This is a genomic window from Methylomarinum vadi, from assembly GCF_000733935.1.
Taxonomy (GTDB): Bacteria; Pseudomonadota; Gammaproteobacteria; order Methylococcales; family Methylomonadaceae; genus Methylomarinum; species Methylomarinum vadi.
Genome location: NZ_JPON01000001.1, coordinates 2,258,718 through 2,281,155, shown reverse-complemented (window position 1 = coordinate 2,281,155; position 22,438 = coordinate 2,258,718). Strand labels below are relative to the sequence as shown.

The window sequence follows — 22,438 nt, the reverse complement described above, 5'->3', positions numbered from 1 at the left end:
GCGCCTGACGGCAGCACCCTATATTCTGCGCACCTTATGGCCTTCGGCGAGGATCAGTTCCGAAAAACCCCGGCATCAATATTGTAATGTTTCAATTTCTGATGTACTGCGCGGCGGCTTATGCCGATCTCCTTGGCCACCGCAGTGACATTGCCGTTGTGTTTGGCTAAGGCGTCTTGCAAGATTTTGGTCTCTACTTGGCTAGAGGCCAACCGTTTTTTACTGCGTAGGTTTCTCTCGTCCGTCAAAACACCACCGTCAGAACTTACGTCTACGCTGACCTTGATGATAATTTGTCCGGGTGAAAACAAAAATGCACGTTCCAGTACATTCTCCAGCTCCCTAACGTTTCCCGGCCATTCATAGGCCATAATCTGCTGCCAGGCTTCTTTACTCAGAACCTTCGGCGGCTTGCCATAACGATGGGCAATCTGTTTCAACAGATAATTGACCAATGCAGTAATATCTTCGCGGCGTTCCCTCAAAGGAGATATGTGGATGGTAACGACGTTAAGCCGATAATACAGATCTTTGCGGAATCGCCCTTGGTCGACAAGTTCCACCAAGGGGCGGTTCGAGGCGGTTATGATACGGACGTTGCTATACAAAACCTGTGCGCCGCCGACTCGCTCGAATTCGCCTTCCTGGAGGACACGAAGTAGATTCGCTTGAGAAAGGAGCGGCAAGCTATCGATTTCGTCGAGAAAAAGGGTACCCCCTTCCGCTCGTTCAAAAAACCCGCGTCTGAGGTCTTGCGCTCCGGTAAAAGCACCTTTTTCGTGGCCGAATAAGGCACTTTCGAGCAGGCTTTCCGGAATGGCGCCACAATTAACCGCGATAAATTTCTGTGCGCTCCGATCGCTGAGTGCGTGGATGGCCCGTGCGATCACTTCTTTGCCAACACCGGTCTCGCCGTTAATCAGAACATTGGCTGTGGTGGGGGCGACCAATTCGACTGCCTGCAAGGCTTCCCGCATCACCTCAGATTCGGCGATTAACTCTGGGCGATCCAATCCGCGCTTCTGACCCGAAACAGCCTTTGGATTCCATGTTCGAGCCATTTTTTCCGAAACGCGTGCGGCAACCTCGGCAATAGCAGAACGCGAAACAATCATGCCGCCCTCGTTGAAATATTCATCACCTTCTTCTATCTGGGCGGCTTCACGATCGGTATAGATTGTAACTTCACATTTCCCGTCACCGGTGGCGATGCGCTTGTTGAGCACTACCTTTGCGTAGCCGAAATTTCGGGCCGCAATGCCTCCAAACACCGAAGCGGTGGTGCGACATAGCTCCGGAGCCTCCTTAACGCGCTCGCCGAATGGGCAATGGAAATTTTCCACGCATACGCAGCCTGTCGAGTCGCTTGGAACCTGTGAGAAGCTGCCGCCAATTTGTTTCTTGATATGTGTAATGATCGACGCATATTGTTCAGGGGTGATTTTACCGGGCAGTCTCAACTGACGGCGGGCGTGGGCTTCAAGATAACTGCTGGCAGCCAACCCCAAGTCCTGGATGTGGTTGGCCGTTCCCTTTTCACTGTTGTATTGCCCCGCCAACTTGACGCTTTGGGTAATAAACATCTGTAGGAAAGATATGGCGCTTAGCTCGGGCAATAAGTTGTCGGACATAAATTAAGCTCCTGGGTTTGTTCCTGAACTACTCACTTAAAAGATGGTATTTTAACTTCATGGGCTCAAATGGGCTTGACTAACGCATCCATCTTTCTAAGCTGGATAATCCATAAAGAATCATAGTTTTGTTTAAAATCTGTTATCGTCAGTTCCTCGATCGCATTCTACGGACTGTTTGAGCTTTAACAATCGGTGAATCAGTTCCGCTTTTAGATAATTCCTCCCCAAATTATGTCGTATTATCGAGCCTACGCCTAAAACCTGGTCGGTAAACGTACGGACCGCGTGAAAGATTAACGTTCCGTTCAAGTAAGGCACTGCGCCTAATATATGGTGGGTAGTATTATAAGAATGACTGACATAAAATTGCCTATCAACAACGATTGCCCCTTGCCGTGTTTCTTGAAAAACACGATGACCCAATATAGCGGTAGGCCTATCTTCTAGCGCTCGATTTAACCAATAGTAACTTTCTTCAACGCCTAAAGAAAATCGATTGGGGTGATTGCTTAAATCGTTGAATAAACCGGAAAATAAGCCGGATAAGACTTTGCAACTTTTCAAGGCGCCTTGTAATTCCAGACCAGGTTTAACGTTTTCATTTTCTCTGGAATATTCGGCAATACCCTCGATGCCATGATCTTTGTACTGACGCCAACGGTTGTATAGTATTTTTTGATAGACTTTGGAGATCGAAAAGAGAAGATCTTGCTGTTTAGCGTCGTGTTGATTTTTTCTGATTTCAGACAACTCTTTTATCTCACTTGATGACAAATTAAATTGATCGCCCGACTCGGCATTTAATAAGGCTAACGCTTCAGATGTTTGAGCTTCTTGAAAATAAAAAGCTTTAAATGTGCCTATACTCGCATTATCTGGAATTTTGCCATGGGCCAAAACGTTGTCATGCATGACGGAAAGATAATTGTTTTTTATAAATTCAGTCACCGAGTGTAAAGGGTATTCTAGGTAAATCGTTGTAATGGTTGCCAATTCCTTTTCGCTTTCTTCGCTTATTTCGTGTGAGATGGGTTCTCCACTATTTAATTTCGATATTTGATCGCTATGCAAGCCAATGAGCTTTAATACCTCGTCTGAAGTTGGCATGGCTGCACAAGGAACTAGAGCTGAACAAATTAAAATCGGAAAAATAAAAAAATATTTCATATTACTTTCAGATATTGTATTTTTTATTTTCGCGCAGTGGAGCATGGGCTATTTTTGCTTCCAATACAGGCCCAGATTCCGGCGTTTGTATCGTTTTAGTTTCAATCGCCCCATGGCGACCATGGAAAGCCCCGGCTTCTCCATGAATCCAATACACTAGAAAAACACTGAATGTAATGAGGCCAATTTGCTGAAATACCGATTGTTTTGCAATGGTGGTGCGCTGGTGGAGACTGGGGATAAGATCGGCTATGGCGACATATACAAAGCTTGATGCCGCCAAGGCCAAAATGTATGGCAACAATTCATGCAGATGTGCCAGACTGAAACAGGCCAGCACTCCCCCGACCAGTGTGGATAGACTGGACATCAGGTTATAGCGTAATGCCTCAGTTCGGCCGTAACCGCTTTCAATCAGAATAGCAAAGTCACCTATTTCCTGAGGGATTTCATGAGCTGTTACCGCAATGCTGGTGATGATCCCCAGATGTGTATCGGTAAGGAAAGCCGCCGCGATAAGGACGCCATCGACAAAGTTGTGAATAGCATCACCCAGGATATCAGGGCGCCAGCCGACCGATGGGAATGTCCCTTATTGCGAGCAACGCAACTGCCAGAATGACAGTGCCGCCATAGCAGCAATTTTTCCAGTAGGAAAAAACCGATGATGCCAGCCAAAACCGTCGCCAACAAACTTTGCGCATGCTTTTCTCCGGCAGTGTGTAGTGCATCCGGCAGGAGATCCAGAAAAGCGACGCTCAACAGGGCCCCAACGGCGAAACTAAGCCCATGAGGTAATATTCGTGGGTGGTAGCGATTTGGAATCAGTAAAAATAAGCCTGCCGCGCCGACGCTGAGCAGGCCTCCGGTGAGGGTGAAAATGATGATCCAAACAAGTGTGCTCATGAGCGTGTAGCCTGAATTACTCTCGAACCGGCGATGCGATCCCGACGGCGCATCAGGCGGCAGTTGAAGATGATCTCGTGTTGCTAGTTGCGTGATGATGGCCCCCGCAACATCCACATCCCGGACCATGGCGATGACTAGCCTCTTCGAGGGGGCGTTGAAGCGAAGCCATTGCCTGATTTCTGCCTGCTGCCATGTAACCGTGAATGGCAGGCGCCGATAGAATTCTTTTTTCCATGATGCTGCCGCATTGAAGGCATTGGGGTGCATTACTGTTGACGGAATGGCGAACTTCCATATCAGATCCGCAGTTTTCGCAATGGTAATCATAGGTTGGCATAGAACATTATCTCCAAATATTTAAGACGTAAAAAAGTACGCACGGATTTTGATCGATCCCGGGCTCGCGCCCGGGAAAGTGCTCCGGGATTGAAGCAGATCGATTGTTTTCCCGATCAGCGTTAGGCTGACCAGCGAGAAGGCTGCTTGGCGGTAACACCGAATTGAGCGGCGGTGACATCCGTGCGAGCTCGTTTTTGCGCATCAAAAGTTGGAGCACGCAGACGGCGAGTTTCGACTTCCCACACCCAACCGCTAATCACGACATCTTTCGGAATTAATGGATGGTTGCGAAATGTTTCAACGGTTTTAATGCAGGTTTCGTCGACATCATCCATCATGCCAATCCATTTAGCGAAAGCGCCTTTATCGAGTTTTAGCTCTGACAAAGTCGGGTCTAGCGTTAATGAATCAATATCGACCCCTCTGGCACAAAGCATCTTTTCCAAATCGTTCGCGTTAGCGGAAAGCATGCCGCATTGAGTGTGTTGAACGATAACAATTTCCTTGGTCCCAAAGAAATTGCATGTCAGCATCGCCGAACGGATTGCATCATCGGTAACAATCCCCCCCGCATTACGGAAACAGTGAGCATCCCCACCGCCGACCGGCGAATCCACTTTGATTCCTAGGGCTTCATCAACCGGTAGACGCTCGTCCATACAAGCAAGGACCCATAGACTACGGTCGTTGTGACCATCAGGCCCATATTGACGACGAGAGGCCCAATGATCATAGGCCGCGATACGGGTGGTTAGTTGGTCTTTTAACGATGACATAAACATCTCCTGAATTAGTTATTAGTTCTTGGGTAGGTCCAGACAGCCTGCCCATACCCTCTTTGTTGGCCGTGGCCGTGGTAGCCAGACGGAGATGTAAAATGCATTGAATGTGCCATATCTACATTTAGATAAATATCAATTACTTACGATTCCCTAGCTGCAATAACGTGAGAACTTAAAGCTCCCTATAACCTTATCCGGTTATCCTAAATCATTGGAATCTTGCTGAACCGCTTAAAGTGAGAAGAATAGATTCCCACTGGGAAGCTGTGTTACCTAGCGACTTTTCAAGTTGGGTGGCACTTATTATTATTGAACGCAAAATTTTCGGTAATGAGACGAGAATTTATCGAAAGTTATCATCTCGAATTATTTAAGAGCTACTTTTAGTCAAGAAGGTCATGATTGCTATGGGGCATTGCACCCAACCATAGGCGTCACTGTCTGAAATACGTTCAATCTCCGGCATCACGACTAATTTTTGTCAGTCGGCTTAGGGTCGGTTTTCCCCATTCGACTATGGCGAAGCGTTAACGACCTTTTTTCATAAAAGAGCATGTACTAACTGCTACCTTTTGGTTTGCAAAGCTCGATGTCCAAGAGTTAGCTAGCAAGTGCATAAACTAACGACGGGGGCAGGAGTCGATTAGTCCTAATGGCCCCTACTCTGACGCGTACGGGTGGACTAATGACATACCGGTGCCGACGGCTAATTGATTGTTCCGATGGTCGGTGAGGAGAATGTATGCAGAACCGCTCAGCGGTTTGGGACTCGGAGTGTCTTTGTGTCGGTTCCCACTCAAGAGAGGAAGCCGTGTGGAAGCTAGTTATAACCCAATGTCGACTATTTTGTTGATTTTGTCGTGGTGATTGGGGTCATGGCGATATTGCCCTTTGGTATTTTCACAGCCGTAAAGAAATAGCAAAAGAAAAAGCATCAAGATGGATTGTTTCATGGTCCGCTCCCGGTTTGATACTGACGCAGAGCCAACTTTATCAGTATAGGAAGGTCAAGTGCTAGAGCCAATCATTAGCGGTTCAGGTCATTTAGTCAAGATTTAATTGCCAGCGTGACGATAAAGTCCGTTTCAATTTTCAGTCCTTTGGCGCGCTGAATGTTGCTTTGAGCTTCGCCTTTGGCTCGCCAAGCGAAAGGCGTCATCTGTAACAAGGCCATGCGCTGTTCCTGGTCGGGCGAGATCGTGTAACCGAGGCGCTGGCTTTCGATCTGTTTGAAACCCTCCGGTAAATCGATTTTGACGCTATGCTCTTTGACTTCCCGGTAAATAAATTTCTTCAGCTGCCATAAATGGCGTGGGCCGGGCGTTACCAATAGCAATAAGCCGCCAGTTTTCAACAAACGATCGATTTCGGCGTCATGCGACGGGGCGTAGACGCGGAGGATCAGGTCGAAAAAATGGTCGGCATAGGGCATGCGCTTGTTGCTGGCGACGATGAAACGCGCGTTGGGTTGTTTTTTGGCCGCCGCCAGGATGGCGTTCTTGGCGATGTCGATGCCATGCAGGTCAAGCTGCTCTGGGGACCGGCATAGGGTTTCGATCTGCCGGCTGTAATATCCTTCGCCGCAGCCCATGTCCAGAATATGCATAGGCTGGTCTTTCGTTCTGTGGCTATCTATCAGCGCCGCGATCGCTTGCGCCAAGGGCTGGTAGTAGCCGGCCTCAAGGAAATTGCGCCGCGCGCGCATCATGACCCTGCTGTCGCCCGGTTCCCTGGACTTTTTAAACTGCACCGGCAAAAGGTTCAAATAACCTTCCTTGGCGCGATCGAAGTGATGTTTGTTTTGGCAGTAATAGCCTTGCGACGGTAAATGTTGCCGAAGCGGACTTTGGCAGATGGGGCAAATATAGGGCATGACGATTAATTGCGTTTCGTGGAGCGGCGATTTTAACCGTTTGAGTCGGTGGTGTTAATGGTGTTTAGCCTCGTTTCAAGTTCGCGGGCATTGAAAGGCGCGGCGCATTCGGCGTCGTTGTCAAAATAAACATGAACGCTTTTTTGCTGATGCAACCAGGCTTTAATTCGGCCGGCCCAGTGTTGTAATTGGTCCCGCGTGTAACGGGAAGCATAGGTTTGCGGGTTGCCGTGCAGACGAATATAGACCAGGTCCGTCGTGACCCGTTCCCACAAGGGCCAACCGCCGGCATCGGACAGGCAATTGGCGATATTGGCTTCTTTCAGGCAATCAGCGGTTTCGTCGCTGAACCAGGAAGGATGCCTGAACTCGATGGCATGCCTCGCTTCCGGCCAGCGCGCCAGGGCTTGCAGGAATTCTTGCAGCCTGTCGGGGCTGTCGGCCACGGTTTTTGGCAGCTGCCATAGTACCACGGCCAGTTTCCCCCGTAATGGTGCTGCATGCGTTCGTTCGATTAGCACGGAGCGGGCCGGTTCGAGGAGCTTTTTATTATGGGTCAGATAACGGTTGGCTTTGAGCGCGAACCTGAAACTAGCCGGCGTTTGCTCGAACCAACGTTGCAATGTGCTAGCTTGTTGCAAGCGGTAAAACGTGCCGTTGATTTCGACCGAATTAAAATGTTCGGCGTAAAAGGCCAGCCAGTCTTTACGGGCAACTCCATGGTAGAAACAGGTTTTCCAGTGCTGGTAGCTCCAGCCGCTGGTGCCGATATAAAGCCGAGTCAAGGCATCAGCCTTTAATGCAAATCAACGGCTCCAGCCTGGCCACTTTACGCGCCAGCCCGGCCCGATCGGCCAGATCGACAACGGCGCCGACATCTTTGTAGGCCTTGGGCGCCTCTTCGGCAACGCCGCGCATCGAGCGGCTACGGATGATGATGCCTTGGGAGGCGAGTTGTTCGACCAACGTCTTTCCCTGCCAGTGCTTGCTTGCCTGATGTCGGCTCATCGCCCTGCCGGCGCCATGGCAGGCCGAGCTGAAAGCTCGCTGTTCGCTTGCTGCGCTGCCGCACAAGATATAGGAACTGGTGCCCATCGAGCCGCCGATCAAGACCGGCTGGCCGACCTGCCTGAAGACCTCCGGTAAGGAGGGATGGCCGGGACCGAAGGCGCGGGTCGCTCCCTTGCGGTGGATGAAGAGGTCTTTTGCCTGGCCGTTAATGGTATGGCGTTCCAGTTTGCAGGTGTTGTGCGAGACATCGTATAACAGCGGCATGTTCAGGTCGGGAAATATTGTGGCGACGGCTTGCCGGGTCAAGTGGGTCAGGATTTGCCGGTTGGCCAGTGCGCAATTGATGCCGGCCCGCATCGCGCCAAGATATTCCTTGCCCAGGGGCGAGTCCAGCGGCGCGCAAGCCAGTTCCCGGTCCGGAAGACTGATGTTATAGCGGGGAGCGGTCAGCGCCATTTGTTTCAAAAACTCTGTGCCGATCTGATGCCCCAGGCCCCTGGAGCCGCAATGGGTGCTGATGACGATGGCATCGGTCTTCAAGCCAAAAACATCGGCGATCTCGGGAGCGAATATTTCGGCGACCCGCTGCACCTCCAGATAATGGTTGCCGGAACCCAGCGTGCCCATTTCATCTTTTTGCCGCTCCTTGGCCCGGGCGGAAACATTGCGGGCTTCGGCGCCGGCCATGCGGCCGTGTTCCTCGATGCGTTCCAGGTCTTCGGCAACGCCGAATCCTTGTTCGACCGCCCATTGCGCGCCGCCATGCAACATGGCGTGCATGTCGTGGTGATTAAGATGCAATCGGCCCGTGCTGCCCAGGCCGGCCGGAATGTAGCGGAATAGCGCTTCCGCCAATTGTGGTTTCTGCGGCTGTATGTCGGCTATAGTCAAGCCGGTATGGATTGTGCGGACGCCACAGGAAATATCAAAGCCGACACCGCCGGCCGATATCACCCCGCCTTGCTCCGGATCGAAAGCGGCAACGCCGCCGATCGGGAAACCGTAGCCCCAATGGGCGTCCGGCATCGCATAGGCGGCCTCGACAATGCCGGGCAATGTCGCGACATTGCTGAGCTGTTCGAAGACCTTTTGGTCCATGTCCTGCAGCAATGGCGCGTCGGCATAGATAACGGCCGGTACCCGCATCTTGCCATGTGGCGGGATTTCCCAACAGGTTTCGTCGCGTTGTGTTAATTGATTGAGATCCATGCCGCCCCCTTAAACATCGACAATGCATTGTGCGATCCACAGGCCGTCGGGCCGTTGCCCGACAAAGAGTTCGGTAAAGGTCGCCCCCTTGATTTCGACGGCCGGTTGGTGTTTCTGACGATCGAGCGGCTCGCCGAAAGCGACGGCCGATAACCTGTTCTCAATAATGTCGACCTGATAATGATTAAACAATAACTTATGGACGGCCATCGCGTAAACCAGTTCATTGATCCAATCAAGAAATAGGATTTCGTTGTCTTCGGCGGAGCAATGAATGGCGAAGGAATGTGTTGCGGCGACCCGTCCGGGATCGGTGATTACCGCCGTCATAGCGATAGCCGCCTGGGCGAAGGCTTGTGACAGTGTGGCGTCGATGCCTCGTATACCGATATCGGCAGCGTGTTCGAAATGTTCCCAGGGCATAACTGCATTCCTGATTGAAGGGTTATCGGATTGGGATAAAGGATACTGTATTTAGGGAGAATTGCCGGTATTTATTGCAGAAAGGTGGAATGAAAGCGAGCCGGGGCGGGCAAGGATACAACTCGATCGAGCCGATGTTTAAAAAGCGACCCTAGAGAGAACTATGGCGGGAAAAAGCCCTGAAACGCCCGTTTAATAAGGACGTTTCAGGTTAAGGGGGTACCTTTAAATCATTTCTGATACGCTCGAGGCGGCGCGTTTTACGTCGAGGAAAATTAGACCCAATTTCGCATTCGGTTTGGCCAAGACGGTCAAGACGGCTTCTTTTCCGGCGTGGGTCATTAGCACATAACCTCTGTCGCCTTTGATAAGCACCTGCTCGAGTTCGCCTCTGGCTAATTCTTGAGCGGTTCTGTCACCTAGCGATAACATCGCGGCACTCATCGCGCCGACGCGGTCTTCGTCCATGCCGGCAGGCAGGACCGCTGCGATCATCAGGCCGTCTGTCGAAATAATGCCGGAAGCCTCGATATCGGCGGAGGAACCATTTAACTCGGTGAGTATGGAAGTTAACATATCTGAACGCATAATATTTTCCTGTTGATTTACGCTTTATAGGCATCGGCAAGATTTTTGAACAAAGCACGGCTCATGCCCGAGATTTTCAAGAATTTTTCCAATTCTTCGGCAAGAGTGGCTTCCTGATAGGATTGCTGCATGGTGATCAGGGAAAATCCCGTTACGGCGCTTATCGCGGTCAAAATTTGTCGGCAGCGTTCGGGGTCGTCGCCGAACAGTTCGATTATTAGCGCAATCAGGCGGTTGTTAATCAAGGTCATGCCGCCGGACATAAATTCGACAGGCAGATTGACTTTGACGTGAACGGAGCCGACATTATACATTTGCTCGGTGTAACCGGGGCCGAGGTCGCTGGTAAACAGGCCTTCCATCCATTTGACATGGGTTGCCTTGAGGGCGTCGACGCGTCCTTCCAGAAATTTATTGGCTTCCGGAACGTCCAACAGTTGATTGTAAAACTCTTCGGTGACATCTTTTAATCGCGGCGTGATTTGCGGACCGATTTCTTTCAGTAATGCTTCGAGTTCGGGCGTCAGGCCGGTGAACATTTTGGCATACTGAGTCAATTGGTTGTAATCATGGGCCATATATTTTCTCCTAACTAGCAAGTTGTTTCTTCTTGTTAACTGTCTCAGGCTGGACTATCCTGCCGCCGTTTCCATGACATTAACTATCCAGGTTTGATCAAGGTCGAATAGCTCAAAATGCTTTTTTCAACGCCTTGAAAGGACAAAATCATTTGCAGATTCTATGTGGCAATATTATAGACCCAGTGAATTACTTGGTTTTTTCCTTAGTGACGATTGTGAGTCCTCTCACAATATGTTGCATAGTCGATCACGAGTATGTTACTTGTGTCACATATCGAGCGTAGTTTTTCAGTCCGTGGAGGCAGATTATGAACAGGCATTTGCAGTCAGTCAGAGAGTTTCATACCGCTTATTCCGTGTCTCAGGCCGAATTCGGTCAGGAGGGGCATTTGGCGGACATGGAAATCATTTCCCGTCAGGCGTTATTGATGGAGGAAGCAAGCGAGTTGTTCCAAGCCTTTAAGAGAGGGGACATGGCCGACGTATTGGCCGGGCTGGTTAACCTCGGCTATGCCGCCTTAACCGTTATTGCGCTGCAAGGCGGGGATGTGACGGAAACGCCGGTTGCCTGGAAGCACGATGGCTTGGTGATCTCGATCATGCGGAGCGTATCCGATAAGGTGAATCAATGCTCCTCCGGGAAAAGCGAGGCATATTCTGCGCTTTATTGTCTTTGCGTGCAATTGGCGCGGGATTTTCTGAATGCAGATTTCGATAAGGCGTTTCAGGTTGTTCACGAAAGCCGCATGGCGGCCCTGAAGGAGCATCCGCATCCGTCCCGTCATTTCAAAACGCCGGATTTAAGCGATTGTCTGTTCGAATAGCCGTTATTGTTTTTCCGTGACAAGGTCGAGCACGATACTGCTGGTCAGTTTGTCGAGCTCGATAATACCGGTGAAATGGCCGTCTTCATCGGTGACGGGCAATTCAGACAGGTTTTCATGAGCCATTTTTTCCAGCACTTCACGCTTATTGCTATCGCTGCTGATCGAGCTGCTGATGAGGTCTTTCAGTGGGCTTAGATTTGCCGATTCCAGCATGGTGACGATGTCAAGTTGGTGTGCGCGGAGTTGTTGGTAAAAACTCTTGGCATGAATCAAGGCCTTGAATTTTCCGGTTTGATCGACAAACACGACAAATCGAAAAAAATCGTGTTGGGTCAGACGCCTCAGGTATTCCATCAGGGCGGCACGGTCATAATAGTTCCGGCGATTTAATTGCAAGGTCATCGCCGGGATGCGGTTTTCGATGAATCCGGGGATGGCGGCAAGGCCTGCTTTTTCGTCGGTGGGCAGCACTTCCGGCGTGATTTTGCTGCCGTGAACTTTTAATGAGAAAGGACGGGCAACCGCTTCCCGCAACTTGAAGGCGACCCCGAAGCCGCTTAATTCGGCCAGTTGGCCGGAAGACAGCAGCCAGATGACGGTCGGCGCCAGGGCAATGGCGATCCAGGAGGTTTCGATCTTGAAGCCGCCATTGATTCTGGCGTTGAGTAACGTGATCACGAACAGGATGGCGAAAAAAGAGAAAATCAATAGTCCCAGTATCATGCTCACGTACCTCTGTTTTTGAAAAAAGTATAGCGTACTGCCAGAATAATCGTCTGCGTATCGTTCAGAACAACAGGAAAGGCTATGTCGGGTTTTTTCGCAACGGTCAATCGACTGAAATATATTCAACGTTGGGGATTGAAACGGAACTCGTTCAGCGAGAATGTCAAAGAACACAGCTTCGACGTCTGCGTGATTGCGCACCTTTTGTGCGCGATCAAGAATGAATTTTATGCCGGCGTCATCGACCCCGGCGAAGTGGTGTTGGCCGCGCTGTACCATGATGCGCACGAAAGCATCACCGGCGATTTGCCGACGCCGATCAAGAAATTCAATAGCGATATTTACGATACCTATAAAGGAATCGAGTCAGTGGCCGCGAATGCGTTGGTCGACACGCTGCCGGAACAGTTGAAGGACGATTTGTTCAATTATGTCACCGAGTCTTGCGATATCGAGGTGATGGCTTTGGTCAAGGCGGCCGATACGATTAGCGCCTACGTCAAATGCCTCGAGGAGATTCAAGCGGGCAATCAGGAGTTCAAGGACGCGATGGAGGATGTCGAGAAAAGGCTGAATGCCATCGATTTGCCGGAAGTGGACTACTTCAGGAAATATTTCCTCCCCGAAGTGCATTTGACGGTGGACCAGTTGTACGAACCCTAAACTCTTTTCGAGTGAGAGTAAGAAGCGCTTGATTCCTGGAGGGGGCGCTTACGCTTGCTTAGCGTTGGCGCTGAGCGAGTGATGTTCGTCTCGAACAGGGGCAGCGGTACCGGTTTGCCGAATAAATAACCTTGAAAAAACTGACAGCCGTTTCGTTTTAGATAATCGAATTGAGCTTGGTTCTCGACCCCTTCCGCGACGATCTTAATGCCTAGGGTTTGGCCCAGCGACAGGATGGTTCGTACGATGGCGGCATCTTGTTTGTCGCTGGAAATATCGCGAACGAAGGAACGATCGATCTTCAATTGTTCCAAGGGAAGTTTTTGCAAATAGGATAACGACGAATAACCGGTGCCGAAATCGTCCATCGAGAACGTGACGCCTAGCGCGGCTATCGCCTGCATTTTATCGATCACTTCCTCGACGTTATGCAGGATAAAACTCTCGGTGATTTCCAATTTCAGACGTGCAGGGTCAGCGCCGGTTTCTTGTAATACCGTGCGTACTTGCTCGACGATGTCGGTATGATAAAACTGTTTGGCGCTGACGTTGACCGACAACGTTAAATCCCGCTTCAGCGTATTCTGGGACCAGCTTACTAGGGTTCGGCAGCCTTGCAGCAGCAACCATCGGCCGATTTCATGAATCATGCCGCTTTCCTCGGCAATGGGAATAAATTCATCCGGGGCAATGAAGCCGTGGACGGGATGGTTCCAGCGCAGCAGTAGTTCAGCGCCCAGCGGCTGCTCTTCGCTATCGACCTGGATTTGATAATAAGGACACAATTGTTCTTCATCCAGCGCTTTGCGTAAATCCAGCTCCAGGGCGGCCCGTTCGCTCAGCGTGCGTTGCAGGTCGGGGTCGTAGGCGCGTATCGCGTTGCGGCCCGCATGTTTCGCTTGGTACATCGCCATATCGGCGTATTTCAACAGTTCATCGGTGCTTGAGTCGTGGCTTTGAAACATGACAAAGCCGATGCTCGCCGTCGTGAAATAATGAATACTTTGCTCTTTACCCTTAGGTTGGATTCGGTAACCGAGCGACAAAGACTGGTGGATTTTTTTTGCGATAGCCTTGGCTTGCAAGGCGGCCGTGGTTAGCGTCTTGTCCAGGTCTTCCAAAATAACAACGAATTCGTCGCCGCCTAGGCGTGCCACTGTGTCGGTTTCCCGGACGCAATCTTGTAAACGTTGCGCCACTTGAATCAACAGGGCATCGCCGCTGTCATGCCCTTGGGTGTCGTTAAGGGCCTTGAAACGATCGAGATCCAAAAACATCATGGCGCCGAAGGATTTCGTGCGATGGCTGGTGGTCAAGGCCAGTTCCAGGCGTTCGATCAGGAAACGGCGATTGGGCAGGCCGGTCAATGGATCGTAGAAGGCTAGTTTGCGGATTTGGTCTTCCGCCGCCTTGCGTTGGGAGATGTCGGAAAAAATGCCGACATAATTGGTGATGTCCCCGTCCTGGTTGCGGACGTTATTGATTGTCAGCCATTCCGGATAAACTTCGTTGTTTTTTCTGCGGTTCCAGATTTCTCCTTCCCAATGGCCCTCGCGTTTGATCGTGTCCCACATGCGCTGGTAAAAATGTTCGTCGTGTTTTCCCGATTTCAAAACCGCAGGAGAATTGCCGATGACTTCATCGGCTCGATATCCGGTTAACCGGGTAAACGCCTGATTGACCCGCAGAATTTTGCCTTGGGCGTCGGTGACCAGGATGCCTTCTTCGGTTTCGAAGGCGATGGCGGCGATTTTCAACTCCTGTTCGGCTTGTTTACGGGCAGTGATGTCGGAAAAAACAATGATATGATGAGCGATGTTGCCTCGTTCGCCGATAGCATTGGTGATACTGACCCAGGCTGAATAATGACTGCCATCCTGGCGACGGTGATTGATTTCGCCTTGCCAAATGCCGGTCGTGGAAAAGATTTCCAAAAAGGATTGATAGCGGAGCAGGTCGGCCGGAGCGACGATGGCATCCGCCAGTAGGTTGATCACCTCGCTTTCATGATAGCCTGTAATTCGGGTAAAGCCGTGGTTGACCGAGACGATACGGAAATCGGTATCGGTGATGATGATGCCTTCCTGGCTGTTGTCGAATACGCAGGCAACGAGCTTGAGTTTTTCTTCGGTGATTTTTTGTCGCTGTATCAGGTCGAAATTATCCAGCGCGAAGGAAATATCGTTGGTCAGGCTGTTCATCAGCGAGCTTAACTCCCGATTGAAGAAATTCCGTTCCTTCGAATAAATGGCTAAAACGCCGATGATTCGGCCGGCGCGGAATAGCGGGAAGGCGCCAACCGAGTTGATGTTTTCGGCGCTGGCCGCCTCGTGCCACAGGCGGGAACAGTCAGCCGCGGTAAAATCATTCAATATCCTGGGCTGTCCCTGGCGCACCGCCAGGCCTATTGCTCCTTGCCCCTCCGGCAAATCGGCATCGACGGATACCTTGATTTGGCTTAGATAAGCGGAGTGTTCGGGGCTGGCGGCAACGGGATTAAGCCAGGCGTATTCGTCGATCATGCCGACCCACGCTAATTGCAGGGAAAGCTGCTCGGCAAGGATTTGGCAAATTTGCCGCAAAAATTCCCGCTCCTCGGAGACGCGCACCATGACTTCGGCGCATTGGGTCCAGGCGGCATACACGTTGGTGATCAGCTTGCGTTGCTTCTCGCTGTCGATTAAGGCTTGTAACATCTGATTAAAATTGCCTGCCAATACCGCGACCTCGTCCTGGCCATTGATGGTGACCCGAACATCACGGTGTCCCGCGGAAATTTGATTGGCCGCCGTCATCAGTTGGTTCAAGTTTCTGGTCAGTCGCCTACCCAACACAAACGCGGCCAAGAGTGCGAATAAAGCGCCGAGCAGTGTGGAAAAAATTGCCAGCAAGGACAGCTCCAGTAAATTGCCGTAGGCGCTCTGGCGGGTCAAGGTGATGCGCGCCCAGCCTACATGCCGCTGGCCCGTCATGATCGGGGCGGCAACGTCGATCGTTTTGTAGTTGGCGACTAAAATCTGTGTCTCCGGTGAGGAACACAGCATTTGCTGGCTGAGCGAGTCGACCACGAAACGGCCTATCTCGTCGGGGATAGTAGAGGCCAAAACTTCTCCCTGCAGAGAAAGGACAAAGGCACGTTTTAAATCCGGGGTATCGCTAAAACCCTGCAGCACTTCTTGTAGCCCCACCACGTCATTGGCAAGCACCCAGGAGATACTGCTATCGGCGAGGGCATGAGCGAAGGCGGTCGCTTGTTTAATCGCGGACCGGTCCAAGAAATCCCGTTGTTGAAAAAATAAAAAAGTGCTGAACAGCACCAGGATGGAAATAGTGACGCTGATGAAGGCGAGAATGAACTGTCGTCGAATCGAACGGCGCCAAAAGTTGAATGGTTTGCCGAAAAAGGACTGAATCGGTTTTTTCATCCGGCCTGCTCCAGGGAGCGGACATTTTTGGAGAATTTATCCAAAAATTCTCGGACGGCTCGGTAGGTCTCCTCGGTGGCGGGTTGGAAACGGCTTACCGGAATCCGTGCCAACATTTTTCGACCTTCTTCGCTTCGCTCCAAGACGAATAAGATTGTTTGAAAACGCTCGATGATTACTGCAGGTACCCTGTTGTGGGCAACCCAGCCATTATTCGGCAGAGTGTCGGTTTGCCATTTGATGAACAATTGCTTGGCCCGGTCAGGATGTTGCTCGGCGAAGCTTTTCCATGGCACCGGCCAGGTGGCGCCGGCCGCGACATGGCCCAGCAGTACGTTCATGATCGATGATTCTTGCGAACCGACATAAAGGTTCTTGATGTCGTGATTGATATCGATGCCGTGAGCATGCAGGTAATATTGCGGCATCATAGTCGCTGCCAGCGCGCTGGGAGCCGGATAGGAAAGCGCCTTGCCTTTCAAGTCTGAGACTTGTCTGATGGTGCTGTCACGGCGCAACAGAAGAATGCCGCGAAAATTCTCGTCGTCGCCCATTTTGCCGAAAATCCGGTAACCATGCCGGAGCGAACGCACTGTTTGATAGGGGTTGGGCATCGCGAAATCGAAATGCCCGGCATCCAGCTTTTTTTCGAATTCTTCGTAATTACGCGACGCTTCCAGCTTGAAATGGGCCTCAGCAATATGGGCGTCGAGGTGGTCGACTATCGGGCCGTAGACCTCGAACAACCGTTGTGGGTTATGTAGCGGATGAATGCCGATGATATAGATCGGCACTGCGTTTAACGGCGTGTCGGAGAATTCGGTCTCATAGATTTTCAGGCTTTGGCAACCCGCCAGCCATGGTGCTTTTAATAGGGATTCCAGCGCCTGCCGCAGTTTGTCAAAATGCGAGCCTTGCCTAGTGGTAAAGGTGTCTGAAGCGGAATTTGTCGGAGATTGGGTTTGTTGCCGATGCTCTGTTGCTTGGGACGAAGGACTAAATAAACCGCCAAATCCAATAATCAATATCACAGTGGCCAGTATGCGTCTCGGCAACATGGTTATTTTTTCTCCCATTTTAATGACACGGTAGCGGAGGGATTTTATGAACTATGCCTGCCGTCCATCGATAAATATAATTGCTCCAACAGTGTTGAGCGGAAGGATTCAGTGTCGTGTGAATGCCGCAATAGGGACAAGTTTAGCAGCTTTGTTTCTCTGTGGGGGTAAATGTACATGAAGCCAGTAATTGCTTTAAATCTAGCGTGCGGTCGCCAACAAGTGACAAAATTGCATGGGGCAAGCAGAAAAGGGATCCCCAAGAGCATTTAGTGGCCCGAATAATTGGCAATGGTGATTAACCTTCTTCGGTGCCAGTTAATGTATTTTGACAGCGATAAGCCAGAGCGTGGGCTTTGCCGTTGAAAGCGCCAATGCTGTCGAGATGGTCGATGACCAGATGGGTGGCTCCGGATTGCTCTGCCTGTAATAGTGCTTTGTGTCTGATATGCCGACGCCAATCATAGTGTTTGGCATAACCGCTGTTCACAGATATTTCGTGTACTAAACGATAGCCGCTGATTGATGAGGCATTGGTTAACACGACAGCTGGCGTTGTGTTGTTTTCGGCTGGCACAACAAAAGGCAGCAAGCATAAGCCGGTCGCAATGATTCGTTGGTAGACTGAAGCATGAATCCCCTCGTGTTATATAGCGTTCTTTTGCCGTGGAAAAAGGGGGGGGAAGATCATAAAGCAAGGTATTGATTCAAAACAATAGTGAATCGATTTTATGGCAGAGGGCTAATCGGCAGCCAAATTGCGGCTGGGCAGGCATATTCGCTTATAATCCCAACAAAAAAAGATAAAAAAGGAGGATAAATGCCGCTCGATATACTGCTCACAGTATTAGTTACCGCGATGATACAGTCGCTGTTCGGTGTCGGGGTGTTGCTGTTCGGGACACCCGCGTTGCTATTGCTGGGCTATGATTTTGTCAATGCGCTCAGCGTACTGTTGCCGATTTCGCTGGCGATCAATGCCCTGCAAATCCTGAAACATTACCGCTATATAGATATCGATTTTTTCAAGAATGTTTTGCTATACACGATACCTTTGGTAGTTTGGTTTTTGTTCATCGCCACCTCCAACAAAGTCAATATTGGGCTGTTGGTCGGTACTTTCCTGCTTTTTGTCGCCTTGAAAAGTTTCGTGCCGGCCGTGGAGCGGCTGTTACAAACTTTGGTGAAATACGAAAAAGCCTATTTGGCGGCGATGGGCTTAGTGCATGGCTTAACCAACCTGGGGGGCGCGTTGTTGACCGCTATTGTCCATGGTAAAGGGTACGATAAACACACCACGCGGGTTACCGTAGCGATCTGTTACGCCACATTCGCCGTGTTTCAATTGGCGACTCTGTTGGTCTTGGGCAGCGAATTCGAACTGACTTATTCGCAACATGCGACTTTTTTGCAAATTGGCGTTATTGTATTTCTGTTGACCGAAGAGTTGGTCTACAGTGGCATTGATAATAATAAATACAGCAAATTCTTCGCGGCCTTTCTATTGGCTTCGGGAGTCTTGCTGATAACAAAATCGTTGTGAGGAAGATTACATGAAAAAAGTATTCAATTACTTCTTAATTGGGGTATTGGCGTTTATTCCGGTCGTCGTCATTTTGCAGATCGTTTGGTTCGTCAAGGAACGTTTCGCCGACCTGATCAAAATGGTTTACGGCTATTACGAGAATTATGCCGTGACTTTCACGCTATTTTTCATCAGTTTCGCCTTGTTCGCCTATATCGGTTACAGGGTCAGCATGGGACGCTCTTCCATAATCGCGGCGATCGATGCGATCATCCATCGTATTCCTTTTTTGAATACCATTTATCGGGTGACCAAAAAAATCGTCAACCTGGTTTCCGGCCATGAACCGCAAAAAGCCAGGGAAGTGGTCTATATTGAATACCCTAAAGAAGGTCTATGGGTGCCGGCCTATGTCACCAACAAGGAAAATGATCGCTATATTTTGTTCGTGCCGACTTCTCCCAACCCGACCTCCGGATTTACCGTGATCGTGCACGAATCCAAGGTGCGAAAATCGCAGATGAATATCGAACAGGCGACCAGTTTCATCATCAGTGTCGGCGTGGATTACGATAAGTCGCAAGAGGCCAACGAACTGCCGAAATGAAACAACTGGAGTCCTGGTTAACTGAACTGAGCGCCATCGTCTGGGGGCCGGTCATGTTGGCCCTTTTGTTGGGAATCGGTATCTTCCTGACGGTCGGCTTCAGGGCGTTTCCCTGGCTGTTCGTACCCAGGGCTCTGGTGATTTTATGGCGCAGCAGGAAACTGCATCAAAATGGTGATATCACGCCTTTTCAAGCCTTGATGACGGCCTTGTCCGCCACCATCGGCACCGGCAATATCGCCGGCGTCGCGACCGCGATCGTCATGGGCGGGCCTGGCGCGGTGTTTTGGATGTGGCTGACGGCCTTATTCGGCATGGCCACTAAATATGCCGAAGCGGTGTTGGCGGTCAAATACCGCGAAATCGATGAACTCGGCCAGCATGTCGGTGGCCCTATGTATTACATCAATAATGGCCTCGGTAAAAATTGGCGGTGGTTGGCCTGGCTATTCGCTCTGTTCGGTATGTTGGCCGCGTTCGGCATCGGTAATATGGTACAGGCCAATTCGGTGGCCGACGCGCTGGATACTCAGTTGCAAATCCCTGCTACTCTCAGCGGCGCGGTGATAACGCTGTTGGCGGCTGGCGTCATTGTCGGCGGCATCAAGCGTATCGCCGATGTGGCGGCGATGCTGGTGCCGCTGATGGCATTATCCTATATAGCCGCGTCGCTATATGTGATTGGCGGCAATATTGAACTCGTCCCTGGGGCATTTCGTTTAATCGTCGAAAGCGCATTCAGCGGCACGGCAGCCTTCGGCGGTTTCGCCGGTGCCGGCGTTTGGGCCGCTATTCGTTTCGGTGTGGCGCGGGGCATATTTTCCAACGAAGCCGGTTTAGGTAGCGCGCCGATCGCCCATGCCGCCGCGCAAACCAAAGATCCGGTGCAACAGGGCATGGTTGCGATGCTGGGAACCTTGATCGACACGTTGCTAGTGTGCAGCATGACTGCGTTGGTGATTGTCATCAGTGGGGTTTGGCTGGATGGCGAAAACGGTGCGGCCCTGTCGACGCTGGCTTTCGATCGCAGCTTGCCCGGTTGGGGTGGATATATCGTCGTTTGCGGTTTGTCCGTGTTCGCGTTCACCACACTGTTGGGTTGGAGTTATTACGGTGAACGCTGCGCCGAATATCTATTCGGGGTTAAAATAATCTGGCCGTATCGCTTACTGTGGTTGGTCGCAATTCCCTTTGGCGCGCTGGGCAAATTGACCATGATCTGGTTGCTGGCCGATGTTTTGAACGGCTTGATGGCACTACCAAACTTGCTGGCGCTGGCCTTGTTAAGCCCGGTGTTGTTTCGCCTGACCCGAGATTACTGGAAAACCGCCTAAGCAAAGTAAGGCCGGTTTGTAAATAAAATAACCTACATGCAACAGGATTTCATTTTATATCAATGGGCCATGTGGCCGCCTCTGCAGCCCGACGCGGATCGGGATGCGATCAAGCAAAAAGAGTTGTTGGCCAAAGTGCCGCCCCTGTTAAGACGCCGTTTGAGCCCTTTAGCTAAAACCGTATTTTGCGCCGCGGCACAATGCCTCGATGAGCCGGTTCATGTGCCAGTCGTGTTCAGTTCCACCCATGGCGAGTTGGCTAAATCCTTCGCCATGCTGGAAATGCTCGAAACGGGCGAGGATATATCGCCGACGACCTTCAGCTTGTCGGTGCATAACGCCATCGCCGGATTGTTTTCGATGGCCTGGCAAAACAAACTGCAAAGCACGGTGCTCGCTCCCGGCGAGGAAGGCATGGCGCCGGCCTTCATCGAAGGTTTGGGCTTGTTGCATGAAGGGGCTACGCAAGTACTGTTGGTGTTTTACGACGAACCGGTGCTGCCGTTTTATCCGACCGCCCCTTATAAGATAGCGACAGAGCAAAGTGGCGCACTGGCCTTACTCATCGGCAGCCAAGGAGAAGGCTTGCCGCTGCGGATGGTGTCAATGTCCGAAACAGGCGACGACGGCGAGCAACCCTGGCAATTACCGGCCTTCATTAATTTTTTAGCGGAGGCGCAACAACGCACTTTGACGCTCAGAACGCCTCGGCATAGCTGGCGTTGGGAGAAAGATGCGCAAGCGGCTTGATTACGCCTGGCGCCTATTCTCGACCGGACTCAGTTTTTCCGTTTTCGGTCTCGGCGGCGTCATCCTCTGGTTTCTGGTTTTTCCGTTGTTACATATCGTTCCCGGTAATCGTCGGGAGAAAATGCTGCGGGCGCGGAAATGCGTGCACTACAGCTTCTATTTCTTCATCGGCCTGATGCATCGCCTCGGCATCATGACCTATGAAATAAACGGCCTGGAAAAACTGAACAAACCCGGTCAATTGGTCATCGCCAATCATCCGACATTGATCGACATCGTCTTTTTGATCAGCCGGATTCCCGCAGCGAGCTGCATCGTCAAGGCCAAGTTATGGCATAATCCCTTTACCAGAGGGCCCATCGTCAATGCGGGCTATATCAGCAACGGCGATCCGGTGCAGATGATCGATGACTGCGTCGCCGATTTACAGCAAGGTGGAACCTTGATCATTTTCCCCGAAGGGACCCGCTCGGTTCCGGGGAGACCTTACAAATTTCAGCGCGGTGCCGCGGCCATTGCTTTGAAGGCCAATGGCCTCGTAACGCCGGTAACCCTGACCTGCGTTCCCAGCACGCTGACCAAGGCGGAAAAATGGTATCAAATTCCCAAGCGACCGTTTCATTTGGCGATGCATGTTGGCGATGCGTTAGCGCTGGACGAGTTTCTGGCGATCGAACCCAAGACCGTGGCCGTGCGCCGCTTTAACCGTTATTTGCAGGAATATTTCAGTCAACAAAGAGTACGCTATGAGCAGTTTGGAGAATGAGTTAAAACAATTGATTATCGAATCGTTGGATTTGGAGGATATCGGCGTCGACGATATCGACAGTCAGGAGCCATTGTTCAATGAAGGCTTAGGATTGGACTCTATCGATGCGTTGGAATTGGGGTTGGCGATCAGAAAAAAATATAATGTTCGGATCGATGCCGAAAAGGACGATGTCGTGAAAATTTTCGCGTCGGTCGCCGCGTTGGCTGAATTTATTGAATCTGAACGGAATTGAGGA

The 22,438-nt window shown here is 50.9% G+C and carries 24 protein-coding genes; 8 read left to right on the top strand and 16 right to left on the bottom strand.

Translation table 11 applies throughout. From position 1 onward, the window contains the following. Positions 1-53 precede the first annotated feature (53 nt). The 12 genes from EP25_RS0111435 to EP25_RS0111390 all read right to left on the bottom strand — a co-directional run bounded on the left by EP25_RS0111435 (position 54) and on the right by EP25_RS0111390 (position 10,513). Positions 54-1,631 (bottom strand): sigma 54-interacting transcriptional regulator, encoded by a 1,578-nt coding sequence (locus EP25_RS0111435; protein WP_031434010.1) that lies wholly within the window; start codon positions 1,629-1,631, stop codon positions 54-56. Between the two features lie 132 nt (positions 1,632-1,763). Continuing rightward, a complete protein-coding gene (locus tag EP25_RS0111430) occupies positions 1,764-2,801 on the bottom strand; it encodes a hypothetical protein (RefSeq protein WP_152555635.1) in 1,038 nt (345 codons plus the stop codon). Between the two features lie 7 nt (positions 2,802-2,808). Then, a complete protein-coding gene (locus tag EP25_RS24185; protein WP_327036948.1) occupies positions 2,809-3,318 on the bottom strand; it encodes a ZIP family metal transporter in 510 nt (169 codons plus the stop codon). After that, positions 3,261-3,707: a ZIP family metal transporter gene (locus EP25_RS24245; RefSeq protein WP_407661361.1), complete on the bottom strand. Its 447-nt coding sequence runs from the start codon at positions 3,705-3,707 to the stop codon at positions 3,261-3,263. The genes EP25_RS24185 and EP25_RS24245 overlap by 58 nt, the downstream gene beginning before the upstream one ends. A 52-nt stretch (positions 3,708-3,759) precedes the next feature. Beyond that, on the bottom strand, positions 3,760-4,005 hold the full coding sequence (locus EP25_RS24240) for a hypothetical protein (protein ID WP_407661373.1): 246 nt from the start codon (positions 4,003-4,005) through the stop codon (positions 3,760-3,762). A 163-nt stretch (positions 4,006-4,168) separates the two neighbouring features. Next, the gene (locus tag EP25_RS0111420; RefSeq protein WP_031434008.1) at positions 4,169-4,825 is read right to left on the bottom strand and encodes a beta-class carbonic anhydrase; all 657 of its coding nucleotides are present in this window, start codon (positions 4,823-4,825) and stop codon (positions 4,169-4,171) included. Between the two features lie 1,054 nt (positions 4,826-5,879). Next, entirely contained in the window at positions 5,880-6,704 is an 825-nt protein-coding gene (rlmA, locus tag EP25_RS0111415) for a 23S rRNA (guanine(745)-N(1))-methyltransferase (RefSeq protein WP_031434007.1), read from the bottom strand. A 32-nt stretch (positions 6,705-6,736) separates the two neighbouring features. Further along, a complete protein-coding gene (locus EP25_RS0111410) occupies positions 6,737-7,489 on the bottom strand; it encodes a DUF72 domain-containing protein (RefSeq protein WP_031434006.1) in 753 nt (250 codons plus the stop codon). Between the two features lie 4 nt (positions 7,490-7,493). Beyond that, entirely contained in the window at positions 7,494-8,924 is a 1,431-nt protein-coding gene (locus tag EP25_RS0111405; RefSeq protein ID WP_031434005.1) for an RtcB family protein, read from the bottom strand. Positions 8,925-8,933: 9 nt separating this feature from the next. After that, entirely contained in the window at positions 8,934-9,347 is a 414-nt protein-coding gene (locus EP25_RS0111400) for an archease (protein ID WP_031434004.1), read from the bottom strand. A gap of 225 nt (positions 9,348-9,572) precedes the next feature. After that, a complete protein-coding gene (locus EP25_RS0111395) occupies positions 9,573-9,935 on the bottom strand; it encodes a roadblock/LC7 domain-containing protein (protein WP_031434003.1) in 363 nt (120 codons plus the stop codon). A 17-nt stretch (positions 9,936-9,952) separates the two neighbouring features. Further along, complete coding sequence (locus EP25_RS0111390) at positions 9,953-10,513, bottom strand: protoglobin domain-containing protein (protein ID WP_031434002.1); 561 nt, start codon at positions 10,511-10,513, stop codon at positions 9,953-9,955. Between the two features lie 311 nt (positions 10,514-10,824). Here EP25_RS0111390 and EP25_RS0111385 point away from each other — a divergent pair, with 311 nt between their 5' ends. Then, complete coding sequence (locus EP25_RS0111385; RefSeq protein ID WP_031434001.1) at positions 10,825-11,340, top strand: nucleoside triphosphate pyrophosphohydrolase family protein; 516 nt, start codon at positions 10,825-10,827, stop codon at positions 11,338-11,340. Between the two features lie 3 nt (positions 11,341-11,343). Here EP25_RS0111385 and EP25_RS0111380 read toward each other — a convergent pair whose 3' ends face one another. Then, complete coding sequence (locus EP25_RS0111380; protein ID WP_031434000.1) at positions 11,344-12,066, bottom strand: CBS domain-containing protein; 723 nt, start codon at positions 12,064-12,066, stop codon at positions 11,344-11,346. An 84-nt stretch (positions 12,067-12,150) separates the two neighbouring features. On the opposite strand from EP25_RS0111380, the gene yfbR reads away from it, so the two are divergent. Beyond that, entirely contained in the window at positions 12,151-12,732 is a 582-nt protein-coding gene (yfbR, locus tag EP25_RS0111375) for a 5'-deoxynucleotidase (protein WP_031433999.1), read from the top strand. On the opposite strand, the gene EP25_RS22485 is transcribed toward yfbR, so the two are convergent. The 3 genes from EP25_RS22485 to EP25_RS0111360 all read right to left on the bottom strand — a co-directional run bounded on the left by EP25_RS22485 (position 12,729) and on the right by EP25_RS0111360 (position 17,705). Then, complete coding sequence (locus tag EP25_RS22485) at positions 12,729-16,157, bottom strand: EAL domain-containing protein (protein WP_051906592.1); 3,429 nt, start codon at positions 16,155-16,157, stop codon at positions 12,729-12,731. The two genes, yfbR and EP25_RS22485, sit on opposite strands and share 4 nt — an antisense overlap. After that, on the bottom strand, positions 16,154-17,233 hold the full coding sequence (locus EP25_RS0111365; protein WP_200875024.1) for a phosphate/phosphite/phosphonate ABC transporter substrate-binding protein: 1,080 nt from the start codon (positions 17,231-17,233) through the stop codon (positions 16,154-16,156). Before EP25_RS0111365 ends, EP25_RS22485 begins: the two co-directional genes overlap by 4 nt. Before the next feature lie 280 nt (positions 17,234-17,513). Further along, positions 17,514-17,705: a hypothetical protein gene (locus EP25_RS0111360; protein WP_031433996.1), complete on the bottom strand. Its 192-nt coding sequence runs from the start codon at positions 17,703-17,705 to the stop codon at positions 17,514-17,516. Between the two features lie 330 nt (positions 17,706-18,035). Between EP25_RS0111360 and EP25_RS0111355 the strand changes: the two genes are divergently transcribed. The 6 genes from EP25_RS0111355 to EP25_RS0111330 are packed head-to-tail and all read left to right on the top strand — an operon-like array spanning position 18,036 to position 22,435. Next, positions 18,036-18,758 carry a hypothetical protein gene (locus EP25_RS0111355; protein ID WP_031433995.1) on the top strand — a complete coding sequence of 241 codons (723 nt, stop codon included), beginning with the start codon at positions 18,036-18,038 and terminating at the stop codon, positions 18,756-18,758. Positions 18,759-18,768: 10 nt separating this feature from the next. Beyond that, complete coding sequence (locus EP25_RS0111350; RefSeq protein WP_031433994.1) at positions 18,769-19,347, top strand: DUF502 domain-containing protein; 579 nt, start codon at positions 18,769-18,771, stop codon at positions 19,345-19,347. Further along, positions 19,344-20,681 (top strand): alanine/glycine:cation symporter family protein, encoded by a 1,338-nt coding sequence (locus EP25_RS0111345; RefSeq protein WP_031433993.1) that lies wholly within the window; start codon positions 19,344-19,346, stop codon positions 20,679-20,681. Before EP25_RS0111350 ends, EP25_RS0111345 begins: the two co-directional genes overlap by 4 nt. Before the next feature lie 36 nt (positions 20,682-20,717). Further along, positions 20,718-21,431 (top strand): beta-ketoacyl synthase chain length factor, encoded by a 714-nt coding sequence (locus EP25_RS0111340; protein WP_051906590.1) that lies wholly within the window; start codon positions 20,718-20,720, stop codon positions 21,429-21,431. After that, the gene (locus EP25_RS0111335; protein ID WP_031433991.1) at positions 21,415-22,197 is read left to right on the top strand and encodes a lysophospholipid acyltransferase family protein; all 783 of its coding nucleotides are present in this window, start codon (positions 21,415-21,417) and stop codon (positions 22,195-22,197) included. The genes EP25_RS0111340 and EP25_RS0111335 overlap by 17 nt, the downstream gene beginning before the upstream one ends. Next, positions 22,178-22,435 (top strand): phosphopantetheine-binding protein, encoded by a 258-nt coding sequence (locus EP25_RS0111330; RefSeq protein ID WP_031433990.1) that lies wholly within the window; start codon positions 22,178-22,180, stop codon positions 22,433-22,435. The genes EP25_RS0111335 and EP25_RS0111330 overlap by 20 nt, the downstream gene beginning before the upstream one ends. Positions 22,436-22,438: the final 3 nt, after the last annotated feature.